This window comes from Fluctibacter corallii (assembly GCF_025751585.1).
Lineage (GTDB): Bacteria > Pseudomonadota > Gammaproteobacteria > Enterobacterales > Alteromonadaceae > Fluctibacter_A > Fluctibacter_A corallii.
This window is the reverse complement of record NZ_JAOWKX010000006.1, coordinates 247,441-260,037: the sequence shown is the minus strand read 5'-3', so window position 1 is coordinate 260,037 and position 12,597 is coordinate 247,441. Positions and strand designations below refer to the sequence as shown.

Genomic DNA, 12,597 nt, shown 5'->3' with positions numbered 1-12,597 from the left:
TACCAATAGAATAAAGACAAAGCCGCATATAGTTTTTAGCTATGCGGCTTTTTTGTGATAGATAACCTTCTAAATGGCTCAAAAGACGTGCTTCGCTGCTTCATTAGCTACGTTGAGACAGTAAAGGTTATGCCTCATATTCCAACGGATCGGTGGCATTGTTCTGCTCAAACGCTTCTAGCCTTTCCTGACAAGCACCGCATTTGCCGCATGCTTTTTCTCTACCGTTATAACAAGTCCAAGTCATGCCATAGTCTAATCCCATATTGAGACCATCAGTCAGAATGGCAATTTTACTGTCATGTAAATATGGCGTGACGACTTCAATTTCTTCATAGTTTGCAATTTTGCATACGTCATTCATCTTTTCAACAAACTCAGGACGACAATCTGGGTAAATAGCATGATCACCAGAATGGGCTCCATAATAGACTTTACTCGCGCCAATAGAGACTGCATAGCCAACTGCGAGTGAAATCAGAATCATATTTCGATTTGGGACAACGGTTTGCTTCATGCTGTCTTCTTCATAATGGCCCTCTGGTACGTCTATATCAGAGGTTAACGATGAGCCTCCAACCAATGAATTTATGGCGGAAATATCGACCACTTTGTGGTGAACATTCAGCGCACGGCAAGCGCGTGCCGCATAATCAATCTCCTTATCATGGCGCTGACCATAATTGAATGATATGGCAAAGACCTCATGCCTCTCTCTAAGAGCTTTGTTTAGAACGGTGTAAGAGTCCATTCCACCAGAAAAAATTACTACAACCTTTTGTGCCATGGGTATTGCTTCTCTATAATCTCGCTTTTTGATACCCTGATTTTATTCGAATCCTCACCGAATAGATAATAGGTGGGGTAAAAAAGCTGTAGGAATTTCGCTTGGTTGAACAACAAGTATACAAAATAAATGAAGTTTTTGAGTCATTGCAAGGTGAAGGTGCCCATACAGGTGTGCCCGCTATCTTCGTTCGTCTGCAAGGATGCCCAGTAGGATGTTCTTGGTGCGATACTAAACACACATGGGAAGTTAACCCCGAAAAAGAGCAAAGTAGCCAGAAAGTTTTGAGTAAAACTAAAGAATCTGACTGCTGGTTTTCTGCCACCTCAGAGTCCCTGCTATCGCTTTTTTCACAGCAGGAATACACTGCCAAGACGGTGATCCTGACAGGGGGAGAACCATGCATGTATGACCTCAATGACGTGTCGCGCGTGTTAATTGATGCAGGGTATGCCGTGAATGTTGAAACAAGTGGAACATTCGATGTGATGGTCGACTCCCGAGCTTGGGTTACCGTGTCACCGAAAGTTAATATGCGAGGTGGCTACGAGGTGCTGGATTCAGCGTTAAACCGTGCTGATGAAATTAAACATCCGATTGCGATGGAGAAGCATATCGAAGAGCTTGATTTACTGCTAGCGCGTCTCAACTCAGATCGCAATCCACTAATATACTTGCAACCTATTAGTCAGCAGAAAAGAGCCACAGAGCTTGCAGTGGAAACCTGCATTAAGCGAAATTGGCGATTATCTCTTCAAACACATAAGTACATTGGAATTGAGTAGTAACTATTATGGCGTCGTTAACGGAAGAATTTTTTAATCAATATCAACAAGCAATGAACGACAAGCGGGTAGACACGCTTACCTCTTATCATTCGCTGCCTAGCGTGTTTGTACTCAATGATATCAAGCGTGTAGCGTCGACATCTGAAGATATTGATGAAGTTAATCAAGGCTTTTTACAAGCACTTTCTCAAAAAGAAGTATCACACTGTGAAGCATTGGTTAATCAAGCAATTCGGCTATCTGACTCTGTGCTATTTGCGAGTGTTCGGTGGCAGTTCAAGGATGTTGGCAATAGATTGCTCATTACCAGTTATTGTTCATATACTATGCAAGTCGTTGATGAACAGACACTCAAAATTATCGTGGCAGTTATTGACGATCAAGAAAATGCGCTGACAGGTTTGATGACTAAGGAATCCTAATGATGCGAATAACGCTGATATGGTTAATCGCTGCGAGTTTTTTTTCTTGCGCAGCATATAGTGCAACGTGGAATATTATTTATCCTCGGCCACTTACCGAAAATGATCAGCGTACTCGCTATCCAGTTCAATTACTCAAAACAGCGCTAGAGCACACTGGGGTAAAATATAAACTTTCGCCATCAGACCGTATTTTACTTCAGAGAAAAGCGCTAAAGTTGCTGGGTGAAAACCGCGGACTTCACGTAGTATGGAGTATGACTGACAAGCCGCGAGAGTCTCAATTATTACCTATTCGCATTCCTATATATAAAGGGTTGATTGGATGGCGACTCTTGTTGGCCAACGAAACCCAACTCCCTAAGCTGGCGAATATAACGAGTCCAGAACAACTTATGCAGCATCGTGTTATACAAGGACACGATTGGCCAGATACGAAAATTTTGCAATCAAACGGCTTTGAAGTGGTAACAAGTAAGACATACTTGGGGCTATTTAGTTTATTAGAGAAGTATCCAACTAATGTATTTCCTCGCTCTGTGATAGAGGTGTGGAGTGAGCTTGAGACTGAGAGTATCGCACCGACTACGCAAGTGGTACCGAATATTGGGATTCAGTACCCTTCTGCTGTCTATTTTTTTGTGAACAAGCGGAATATTACGTTGGCTAAACTGATTCAAAATGGCCTAGAAAAAGCGATTGAAAGCGGTAAGTTTGATGCACTATTTAATGAGACCTATGCTCCCATTCTGGAACGGTCTAACATGGCGAATCGCCAATTTTTCAAGCTTGATAATACGTCCTTGCCTGAAGAAACGCCGATTGACCGAGATGAGCTTTGGTTTTCACCCAAATAATGTTTGATCATAAAAAATAGCCTCGCTTCGTTGCAAGGCTACTTTTTTGACTGTTAGCGCAGGACTGCGCAATCGCATTTACTTCGCTTGTTGATGCACATCTTTCATTGAGCGACCAGATGGATCGGCGTTGTTTTTAAAGCTCTCATCCCATTCAAGTGCTTCAACCGTACTACAAGCAATTGATTTGCCTCCAGGCACACATTTAGCCGCGCTTTCTTGTGGAAAGTAGCTTTCAAAGATAGTGCGGTAATAGTAGCCTTCTTTGGTATCTGGCGTGTTGACTGGAAAACGGAATTCGGCAGTGGCCAGTTGTTGGTCTGATACTTCCTGCTCGACAAAATCGCGAATTGAGTCAATCCAAGAGTAGCCAACACCATCGCCAAACTGCTCCTTCTGACGCCATAACACCTCTTCTGGAAGGTACTCACCGTTGTCAAATGCTTTGCGTAAAATCCACTTTTCCATTTTGCCCTCCAAACACATTTTGTCTTTCGGGTTTAGGCGCATGGCGGTATCAATAAATGCCTTGTCTAAAAAGGGAACTCGTGCTTCAACGCCCCATGCAGATGTGGCTTTATTCGCGCGTGCACAATCAAACATATGGAGTCGATCGAGTTTACGTACAGTTTCTTCGTGAAATTCTTTCGCATTTGGGGCTTTGTGGAAATACAAATACCCGCCAAATATTTCATCGGCTCCCTCGCCTGACAACACCATTTTAATGCCCATGGCCTTAATTTTTCTGCTCATGAGGTACATCGGCGTTGCAGCGCGAATGGTGGTGACATCATAGGTTTCAAGGTAGTAAATAACGTCTCGAATCGCATCGAGGCCTTCTTGAATAGTAAAGTGAATCTCGTGGTGCACCGTGCCGATCATGTCTGCCACTTTTTGCGCAGCAAGTAGATCAGGTGCCCCTTCTAAGCCGACGGAAAACGAATGAAGCCTAGGCCACCAAGCGTCAGACTTGTCTTCATCTTCAATACGCTTTGCTACGTACTTTGCAGCGACCGCAGATACCAAAGATGAATCTAAACCGCCAGATAATAAAACCGCGTAGGGTACGTCTGACATCAAGTGAGACTTAACGGCTTTTTCAAAGGCTGTTTTTAACGCGTCCAAATTACTTTCGTTATGTTCAACAGCTGAGTACGACATCCAATCACGCTGATAGTACTTCGTCAATTCTCCCGTTTTACTCCATAAAAAGTGTCCGGGAGGGAATTCTTGCACGGTTTTACACACTGGAACGAGTGCTTTCATTTCTGAGGCTACGTAAAAATTACCGTGCTCGTCAAAGCCTGTATATAGCGGAATAATACCAATATGATCCCGTGCGATAAGATAGGCATCTTGCTCTTGATCGTACAACACGAAAGCAAACATGCCTTCAAGTTCATCAATGAATGAGATACCTTTTTGTTGATACAGCGGCAGGATAACTTCACAGTCCGATTTGGTTTTGAAGTTATAGGGTTCTGTCAGGCCACTCTCCAAATTTTTGTGATTATAAATTTCACCATTCACCGCCAAAATGTGATTGTTATTTCGGCTGGTCAAAGGTTGTGCGCCATTATCCACGTCAACAATTGCTAAACGCTCGTGACATAAAATCGCGTTATTGTTATTCCAAATACCTGACCAGTCAGGGCCGCGATGTCGCAGCAATTTGGAAAGCTCTAACGCTTGCGTCCTTAGTTCTGTAACGTCAGTTTTGACGTCCAGAATGCCGAAAATTCCACACATAGGAAACGATCTCTCTTTTGATTAAAAAATAAAATGTTTAAATGATTTATCTCGGAAAAAAGTTAAATTCGAGATAAATATTTCTGGAGAAAGGTTTGACAGAAAATTTCATCCAGCCTTTGAATGTGCCAGTCTGATTACAAATTGCAAGTATTAAATGTAGTTTTATTACAAATGACGAGAATAAAGACAAAGAATAGAGGTTATGAGAATAGTAGGGGAAAAAGGGGAGCAACGATGCGACGAGAAGCCGCATCGTGAGTAATTGTCACTATGGACGCTGGAATTCGCTTTCTGCGCGCCAGTTTGGCCAGCTGTCAGATATGGCAATATGGTAGCCTACATCGAATAGTAACTGGGTATCTTCGTGAATGCCGCCAAAGTCCCAATTTTCGCGGTACTGATCGCACACCTGATGGTAGCATCCACGCTGAATTAAGCCCATACGTTTACGGTATTGTGCTGTTTCTTCATTAATCGGCTCTGCGCCTCCTTTAGCATACAATGCTGGTACGCCCTTTTTGGCAAAGCTGAAATGATCAGAACGGTAATAGTAGCCAGCTTCAGGCTTAGACTCTTGCTTTAATACACGGTTTTGTTTTGTTGCTGCGCTTTCAAGGTACTGCTCAAGCTCTGATTTGCCCATACCGATCACAGATACATCTTTGGTTTTACCTAAGATATTCATTGCATCCATATTGATGTTTGCCACTGTTTTATTCAGCGGAATGACAGGGTTTTCTGCATAGTACTTAGAGCCCAATAAGCCTTGTTCTTCTGCGGTAACAAGCAAGAACGTAACAGAACGCTCTGGACGCTGGTTTAATTGCATAAATGCATCAGCCATAACAATACTCGCAGCTGTACCTGTGGCGTTATCGTGCGCGCCGTTATAGATGTGATCGCCTTCTTTAGACGGATCTGCACCAAGGTGATCCCAATGCGCGGTATAAATAATGTGCTCATCTGGTGCTTTGCTACCTTCTACTGTTGCAATCACGTTATAGCTTTTAGAGCTTTTCAATGTGCTGCTAATATCGATAGAAGCCTGTAGGTTTAGCGGCTGATGATGAGGGCCATTGAGGGCTTTTTGTTTTTCTTTGGCGAAGTCTAATCCTGCTTCAGCAAAAACGCGTTTAGCCGCATCTAAAGAGATCCAGCCTTCAACGGCCACGCGATCAGCATTCCCGTTTTCTGTGACTAAGCTGTATTGAGGACCGCTCCAACTGTTAGCGACCACTGACCAGCCATAAGACGCTGGCGCATCTTCGTGAACGATAATCGCCGCTTCTGCACCTTGGCGGCTGGCTTCTTCATATTTGTAGCTCCAGCGACCATAATAGGTCATCGTTTTTCCTTGGAATTTATCGCCTTCAGGATTTTCAAAGCCCGGATCGTTGACCAATACGATAACCGTTTTCCCTTTTACATCAAGGCCTTCGTAGTCGTTCCAGCCATACTCTGGTGCATTGACACCGTAGCCTACAAAGACAATGTCTGATGCTTTTAAAGAAACAAACTCTTGTTCACGCTTGGTGGACGCCACCATGTTCTCTTTATAAGTGAGCGACTGGGAGCCCATTGTTAATGTCATTTCAGGCTTTGCAGTAATCTCAAGTAACTCAACAGGTTGCAAGTAACTATCGCCATTACCAGGTTTTAAACCGAGCTTTTTGAAGTGGGAAACAAGGTAATCCAGGGTTAACTCTTCTCCTTTCGTTGTGGGTAAACGTCCTTCAAATTCGTCAGAGGCTAGTGTTTTCGTATGTGTTCTTAGAGCGTCTTCAGAGATGTTCTGGTAAACTTCTTCGAAATTGCTGGTCTTGGCCGTCGTTGATGCCTCTTCGGCAGGTTTAGAGCAACCCGCCAAAAGCACAACTGAACAGGCAAGAGAAAAAGACAACGTGTGTTTCATGTTGGTTCTCTTGTTGTTGTACATAGTGTCGGGCAACAGTATAAATAATCTCGCTCGTTGACTCTACCCAGTCACGTCTATGAAATGCATGTATTCATCGTATGCGTGCGTGCAAACGCGATTAGGTAATGGCAATTGGGCTAAGTGTCGTGACTTTTAAACCTTGTGTAGTCGTCTTATGAAACAGCCTTGGAATACGCCTCTTCATCTACGCCATTTGATACCACCATTTCAAGAAATTGTGTCTCAGTTTCCATTGTTACAGTATGAGGAATGGCCTAATGCTGAAGGTTTAAATACGATGTCTATTAAACACTCATCGTATGATGTGCCTGATTTTGTATGCCAAGACAACATGCCGAAAAGCGACATGTATTATGAGGAGATTATTGCTCATACAGGGAAAGTGCCTACTCGTCCACAGAGTTGGCATGACTTATTCAATGGTTTGGTTTGGCATATGTTTCCGCAAACGAAGCGGCTGCTTAACCATATTCATATGCAAGACATCTCTGAGTTTGGAGTGAACCCCCGTACGCCTCGGCGCAATCGCGTCACGCATTTTGATGAGTGCGGTATAGTATTAGCTGTGTCGGAAGTCGAACTATTAGATTTATTACGTGAACATGCTTGGCATGAGATTTTTGTTGAGAATAGGCAATGCTGGGGGACAGTCATTAAACCCTTTGTGTTCGGACACGCCAATTTAGAGATGTTGCTTGAACCTTTTATTGGCCTGACTGGAAAGTGGTTGGCGGTAGAAGTAAGTGATGCGTTTTTTACTTTGCCATTTGAAAAACAGCTCATACATTTAGATGAACGTCTTGTTAGTCAGATTCGTGACCAAGACCTGTTTTCTATGCCTCGTGTGTTAAAGCCGATTCCTCTTTTAGGGATCCCTGAATGGTGGGAGGCAAATCGCGATCCCCAATTTTACGAAAATCGCGATTACTTTAGACCAAGACGAACGTGACGTACGAGGTTAACCGTTGCTGCCTAATGACAACATAAACCAAACTCCCCAAATTACAGAATAGGGTAATGCTGCAACCATAAATGCTTTATTTTTGGAAAAGTTTGTCCATTGACATATGCCCACTGCAATCAGGTAAATAGACCAGATCGCATCCAGGCGGATAGCGCTGCATAGTCCAAACCAGTCGTTTTGCATATCTAGTCCTAAAATGAATGCCAATGAAGTCGGCACAATATACGACGGCGATATTTGCTGATCTTGCGCAAAAAGTAGCAACATCAACGCTAAGAGAGAATTCACAACAACGGGCAGCCCGACCCACCAGGTAAACCCGTACCAGTCGGTAAAACCATTGACATTTTCTTCGTCGGACTTAGTGACGAGATTCAAGTAAAGGGCAAGTACGGAATTGACGATTATTACGCCAATAATGCCGGCAACCAATGAAAATGTGAGTGTTGCGTCTTTCGTGATGCTATTTCGCATTTGATTTTGTTCAGATGGGCTGACATCTCCTAGGTTCGCTTGAACGAGTAATTCTCTGTACCAATCAAAATCGACAAGGTTAAAGTACAGGTAAGATGGCAATACGCCCATGACTACCACAATAATAAACGCAACCCACGACCAGTTGTGTGTGTCTGCTAAGGTTGCAAAGACGCGGTTAGGTTTGAAAAATATATCGCTGCATGCTTGAAACGGATTACTCACTTTTTCCACTTGATTGTCCCTTTTTGATATTTATTTCTTCAATGTTGTATGCGTTGTCTCCCCAAAAGGATGTATTTGCTTATTGAGAGCAAAGCACAATTCACTTAAAGATTAGTCTTTACAAGTGTATATTCTTGCACAATTAACAGGACGTTCGTAATAAAAGATAAAAATAGAATAAATAGTATTATTCTGCCGAGCCTAAGGAAGGCTGCACAATAAGAAGGATAAAGAAATGATTGAAATACGCCAATTGGCGAAACGTTTCTCAATTGAGAACCCTAAAAAACTCAGTGAATCCGAGAAAAAAGATCCGCGCATGAAAGGACGTTTTTTTCACTCTGTGCAGAATGTCTCTTTCCAATGTGGTAAAGGTGAAGTGCTTGGATTACTGGGCCCTAATGGAGCGGGAAAAACGACGACGTTGAGAATGCTATCTACTGCACTTCAACCTGACTCTGGACACATTCTTATTAACGGGACTGATGTGGTGTCTAACCCCGTTATTGCACGCCGAAAAATTGGTTTTCTTTCGGGCACAACAGGATTGTATGGACGACTCACTGGACGCGAAAATATTGCTTATTTCGGACAATTGCACGGCATGTCTAACGTCGACATTGCAAATAAAATAGACACGCTTAGTGAGTTACTCGACCTAGATACGTTTTTAGATCGCCGATGTGAAAATTTCTCGACAGGAATGAAGCAAAAAACCTCTATAGCCCGTGCCGTTATTCACAATCCAGATGTGGTGATACTAGATGAGCCAACAACTGGCTTAGACATTATGGCCACACAAACTGTGCTGAACTTTGTTAGAAGCTTAAAAGACGCGGGCACGCCAGTGATATTTTCTACTCATCATCTCGATGAAGTGGCTGAATTGTGCGACCGCGTGACGGTGATTGATAAAGGCGAGACTAAATTCGACGACAGTATTAGCGCGTTCCGTGGGCTAGCAAGTGGCTCACTTCACGACAGTTTTCTAACGTGTCTCTCGCAAGAGCACGCTGCTCATCATTCGGTAGCAAGTGAAAGGGGTTAAATAAACATGTGGATGGTTTTTAAGAAAGAAATGCTAGAACTCTTGCGAGATCGGAAAACACTGTTTTTCATGATTGCATTGCCCATTATCATATTTCCGGCCTTGGCAGGTGTCGTGGGGTATTTTTCCAGTAAAGCAATTCAACAAGCAGAGTCAAAAACACTCTACTATCATATTGTCGGTGAGCAGTATGCTCCTGAATTGGTTCAGGCGCTTGAAACCTCAGCATATTTTTCCCGTTCGGAAAAAGTCACTTCTGACAACTTTCACGCTGAAATTAGAGCTGGCAATGTAGATTTTGTCCTTGAGATACCGGATAACTATTCAAACAACATTCTTGAATCAGGGCAGATAACTCTAAAAATGTATCTAAATGACGCAGGTTTGAATCTAGTTGAAACTCGTTTGAAGTCGATAGTAGATAAGCATACTGCGCGGTTAAGAGAGACGGCATTCGCTGCCGTTAATTTGTCTGATGCACAGCAGCAAGCGGTCTTGCAACCCATTGTGTTGACGAAGGTTGATGTGGCAGACAAACGAGAAAACTGGGGGGAGAAAATTGGCGGCTTGATCCCGTATTTGATTTTCATTTTATGCCTTCAAGGCGCAATGTATCCAGCAGCTGATATCGGTGCAGGTGAAAAAGAACGTGGCACGTTAGAAACATTATTAATTTCGCCGATTGAGCGGCACAAATTGGTGATGGGAAAATTCTTCACGATTGCCACTGCTGGGGTCATGGCCGCGCTCACTACCATATCGAGTATTGCGCTTTGGGGGACGGTGCTCAGCCAAGGACTTGCCATCGCGTTTGTTTCGGAATTTATGGCATCTATTGGCGCTATAGATTTCTTTTTAATGTTTTTAATGTTGGTACCTGTGGTGGCCATTTTTGCGGCAGTGTTACTCAGTTTGTCCATTTACGCACGCAGCTACAAAGAGGCACAAAGCTATTCAGGTGCGCTCGTATTTGTTGTTATTTTTCCTATCATATTGGCAATGTTACCTGGCGTTGAATTAAAGGGGGTATGGGCATGGGTTCCTCTAACGAATGTTTCTTTAGCAATCAAAGAGTTGATTAAAGGTACAATGGATTACTATCAATTGGTCGGTATATTGGCTTCGACAGCTTTGATAGCTGGGGGGCTTATTGTGTTTTGTGTGCGTTGGTTTAATCGTGAAACAGTCTTGTTCCGTTAGACTTCATACAATTAGTAGCATCTGATTGTGTAATCAAAAGAAAATGATACAAATTGATTATCTTATTAGTGTCACATCATTACCTTACGATTTACAGAAGGCGGCGGAAGACCCGGACTCTGATCTTTACAGTACGTATATGATTTACCAAAGGTTGGTTAATTCGAGCTTGCTATGGCGTGTTTGGTATATTGATGAACATGGCCAACATTGGCTAGAAGTGAACTTCGTTAACGATGACGGCGAAGCTGAATTTCACACTATTGTAGTGGACGAGGGGACATATGAACGTGTTGAACATGAGAATTACCATGTATTAACTCAACTTATACAATAACGAAGAGAATACTGAAAAGCGTTGAGGAGAAACAGTATTCCTGTCTATTGTTATTTACTTATTTGGGGCTTTTTTCTATAGCCCGTAAGCCCACTTTAGCATCAGCAGCACAATAGTGGAGTAAGTCAATGAAATGGGGAGTCCAAACTGTAAAAAGTCTTTAACACGATAATTTCCCGCACTGAATACCAGCAAATTAGTTTGATATCCATACGGAGATAAAAAGCTGGCACTGGCTCCAAATGCCACTGCCAGCGCAAATGGCATCAAGTCAGTGTTTAAGGCATTTACGACCCCCAAGGCGAATGGGAACATCAATGCTGCCGCCGCATTATTGGTCACTAACTCTGTGAGTAGTAGTGTTAATAAATAGATACCTACAAGCGCCCAAAATGGCGAAATGCTAGATAGAATAGGGTGCACACTTTCCATTACGTAATGGATGACTCCTGCGCTTTCTAATGCGGTGGCGAGACTTAATGCGCCCACAATGACCATGATTAGATTTACAGGCAAAGTGCGTTTAATCTCAGCATTATTGGTGACACCAGTAAAGGTAAGTACTGCTAGCAAGAAAAGCAGAGCTGTAAATAGGGGGATGACTGAGGTGGCAGCGAGCAAGATAGCAATACCAAACCCGCCCAAGGTCAACGTATTTTGAAACGGATTGAGCTTTCGGGTAATTCGCTGTTCAGAGAGAACGAAAAAGTTTTTATTAATATTGTTTCGGCTAGCAAAGTCAGAGCCAGTAGCTAACAAAAGAAAATCGCCAGATTTTAGCGCGATATCGCCCAGCTTCCCAGACAGTTGCTCACCGTCACGACGAATAGCCACAACCGCAGCGTCAAACATCGCTCTGAACCCCAGTTTCTTGAGGGTTTGGCCAATAATAGGTGCACGATTGGTTACCACTACCTCAGTGAGGTTTTCACGCAATAATCCATTACTTTCTGCGAAAAGGGTGAGCCCTTTAATATGGTTGAGGGCATCCACTTTTTGGATGTTGCCTGAGAAAATCAGTTTATCACCAGATTCAATTACCATATCTGGCGTAACAGGAGAGATAAGTTTTTTTCTACGTACAATTTCAACTAAAAACAGTTCAGGCAAGTTTCTTAAATGGTTTTGCTCAACACTTTTCCCTACGAGTTCTGAATCCTCACTGACTTTCGCTTCAATGAAATAACACTTATAGGCTTCTTTTTGAATATCTATTTCGGGCAAAAATCGGCTTAAAAAATACATCAGCACGCCACACACCAAGCCTGCGCTCATACCGAATAAGGTGAAGTCCCAAAAATTAAATCCCGGTAGACCTGCCTCTACTAAAAAGCTGTCAACAATAAGGTTAGTCGAGGTGCCAATTAAGGTTACCGTTCCTCCGAGAATAGCCGCATACGATAATGGCAGCAGCAGTTTTGATGCTGGATGATACTGGTTCTGCTTGATTGGACCAGTCAAACTGGCGACAACAGCTGTATTATTTAAAAATGCCGAAGAAAAAAATGTGACGCCGAACAGCTTCCAATAGTTGGTTGAATATTTGGGATTTAATAATGTCCTTCCCGCGCGTTTCATCAACGATGTCTTGTCAATGGCTGCACTGACTAACAGTAGCAATACCAACGTTATTAGGCCTTTGTTGGTTAAGTTGTGCAGCACGTTCTCGACAGAGATGGCTTGCCCAGCAATTAGGGCTAATGTTGATATCGCAAAAATTGTCGCAGGGCGCTTGCCAGAAAACACAAGCGCTGCGATGGTTAGGGTAAAAATACCTGCGACGAAAAAGGGAAGGAAGGTCATTTAC

Annotated in this window: 12 protein-coding genes; 7 read left to right on the top strand and 5 right to left on the bottom strand. The window is 43.0% G+C overall.

Annotated features, from left to right (window positions below):
* Positions 1-127 precede the first annotated feature (127 nt).
* Positions 128-787, bottom strand: a complete 660-nt coding sequence (gene queC / locus OE749_RS13020) for a 7-cyano-7-deazaguanine synthase QueC (RefSeq protein WP_263712899.1) — start codon at positions 785-787, stop codon at positions 128-130.
* 101 nt (positions 788-888) lie between these two features.
* Here queC and queE point away from each other — a divergent pair, with 101 nt between their 5' ends.
* From queE to OE749_RS13005, 3 genes are read left to right on the top strand one after another with little or no spacing between them, the layout of a single operon-like run.
* Positions 889-1,572, top strand: a complete 684-nt coding sequence (gene queE, locus OE749_RS13015; protein ID WP_263712898.1) for a 7-carboxy-7-deazaguanine synthase QueE — start codon at positions 889-891, stop codon at positions 1,570-1,572.
* 8 nt (positions 1,573-1,580) lie between these two features.
* Complete coding sequence (locus OE749_RS13010) at positions 1,581-1,997, top strand: hypothetical protein (RefSeq protein WP_263712897.1); 417 nt, start codon at positions 1,581-1,583, stop codon at positions 1,995-1,997.
* Entirely contained in the window at positions 1,997-2,854 is an 858-nt protein-coding gene (locus OE749_RS13005) for an amino acid ABC transporter substrate-binding protein (protein WP_263712896.1), read from the top strand. Before OE749_RS13010 ends, OE749_RS13005 begins: the two co-directional genes overlap by 1 nt.
* A gap of 78 nt (positions 2,855-2,932) precedes the next feature.
* On the opposite strand, the gene asnB is transcribed toward OE749_RS13005, so the two are convergent.
* Both asnB and OE749_RS12995 read right to left on the bottom strand, forming a co-directional pair.
* Entirely contained in the window at positions 2,933-4,603 is a 1,671-nt protein-coding gene (asnB, locus tag OE749_RS13000) for an asparagine synthase B (RefSeq protein WP_263712895.1), read from the bottom strand.
* A gap of 271 nt (positions 4,604-4,874) precedes the next feature.
* On the bottom strand, positions 4,875-6,518 hold the full coding sequence (locus OE749_RS12995) for a M28 family metallopeptidase (RefSeq protein ID WP_263712894.1): 1,644 nt from the start codon (positions 6,516-6,518) through the stop codon (positions 4,875-4,877).
* Between the two features lie 178 nt (positions 6,519-6,696).
* Between OE749_RS12995 and OE749_RS12990 the strand changes: the two genes are divergently transcribed.
* A complete protein-coding gene (locus tag OE749_RS12990; RefSeq protein WP_263712893.1) occupies positions 6,697-7,491 on the top strand; it encodes a DUF3025 domain-containing protein in 795 nt (264 codons plus the stop codon).
* Positions 7,492-7,500: 9 nt separating this feature from the next.
* On the opposite strand, the gene OE749_RS12985 is transcribed toward OE749_RS12990, so the two are convergent.
* Positions 7,501-8,214 (bottom strand): Yip1 family protein, encoded by a 714-nt coding sequence (locus OE749_RS12985; RefSeq protein ID WP_263712892.1) that lies wholly within the window; start codon positions 8,212-8,214, stop codon positions 7,501-7,503.
* A 226-nt stretch (positions 8,215-8,440) separates the two neighbouring features.
* Here OE749_RS12985 and OE749_RS12980 point away from each other — a divergent pair, with 226 nt between their 5' ends.
* From OE749_RS12980 to OE749_RS12970, 3 genes are read left to right on the top strand one after another with little or no spacing between them, the layout of a single operon-like run.
* Positions 8,441-9,253, top strand: coding sequence for an ABC transporter ATP-binding protein (locus OE749_RS12980; protein ID WP_263712891.1), 813 nt, complete (start codon positions 8,441-8,443; stop codon positions 9,251-9,253).
* Positions 9,254-9,259: 6 nt separating this feature from the next.
* The gene (locus OE749_RS12975; protein WP_263712890.1) at positions 9,260-10,453 is read left to right on the top strand and encodes an ABC transporter permease; all 1,194 of its coding nucleotides are present in this window, start codon (positions 9,260-9,262) and stop codon (positions 10,451-10,453) included.
* 43 nt (positions 10,454-10,496) lie between these two features.
* The gene (locus OE749_RS12970; RefSeq protein WP_263712889.1) at positions 10,497-10,790 is read left to right on the top strand and encodes a hypothetical protein; all 294 of its coding nucleotides are present in this window, start codon (positions 10,497-10,499) and stop codon (positions 10,788-10,790) included.
* Between the two features lie 75 nt (positions 10,791-10,865).
* Here the strand turns inward: OE749_RS12970 and OE749_RS12965 are convergent, their stop codons facing one another.
* Entirely contained in the window at positions 10,866-12,593 is a 1,728-nt protein-coding gene (locus OE749_RS12965; RefSeq protein WP_263712888.1) for an SLC13 family permease, read from the bottom strand.
* Between the last annotated feature and the right edge of the window lie 4 nt (positions 12,594-12,597).

Coding starts and splice junctions, on each gene's coding strand:
- queC (WP_263712899.1), bottom strand. CDS start 787: ATGGCACAAAAGGTTGTAGTAATTTTTTCTGGTGGAATGGACTCTTAC.
- OE749_RS13010 (WP_263712897.1), top strand. CDS start 1,581: ATGGCGTCGTTAACGGAAGAATTTTTTAATCAATATCAACAAGCAATG.
- OE749_RS13005 (WP_263712896.1), top strand. CDS start 1,997: ATGATGCGAATAACGCTGATATGGTTAATCGCTGCGAGTTTTTTTTCT.
- asnB (WP_263712895.1), bottom strand. CDS start 4,603: ATGTGTGGAATTTTCGGCATTCTGGACGTCAAAACTGACGTTACAGAA.
- OE749_RS12995 (WP_263712894.1), bottom strand. CDS start 6,518: ATGAAACACACGTTGTCTTTTTCTCTTGCCTGTTCAGTTGTGCTTTTG.
- OE749_RS12990 (WP_263712893.1), top strand. CDS start 6,697: ATGAAACAGCCTTGGAATACGCCTCTTCATCTACGCCATTTGATACCA.
- OE749_RS12980 (WP_263712891.1), top strand. CDS start 8,441: ATGATTGAAATACGCCAATTGGCGAAACGTTTCTCAATTGAGAACCCT.
- OE749_RS12975 (WP_263712890.1), top strand. CDS start 9,260: ATGTGGATGGTTTTTAAGAAAGAAATGCTAGAACTCTTGCGAGATCGG.
- OE749_RS12970 (WP_263712889.1), top strand. CDS start 10,497: ATGATACAAATTGATTATCTTATTAGTGTCACATCATTACCTTACGAT.
- OE749_RS12965 (WP_263712888.1), bottom strand. CDS start 12,593: ATGACCTTCCTTCCCTTTTTCGTCGCAGGTATTTTTACCCTAACCATC.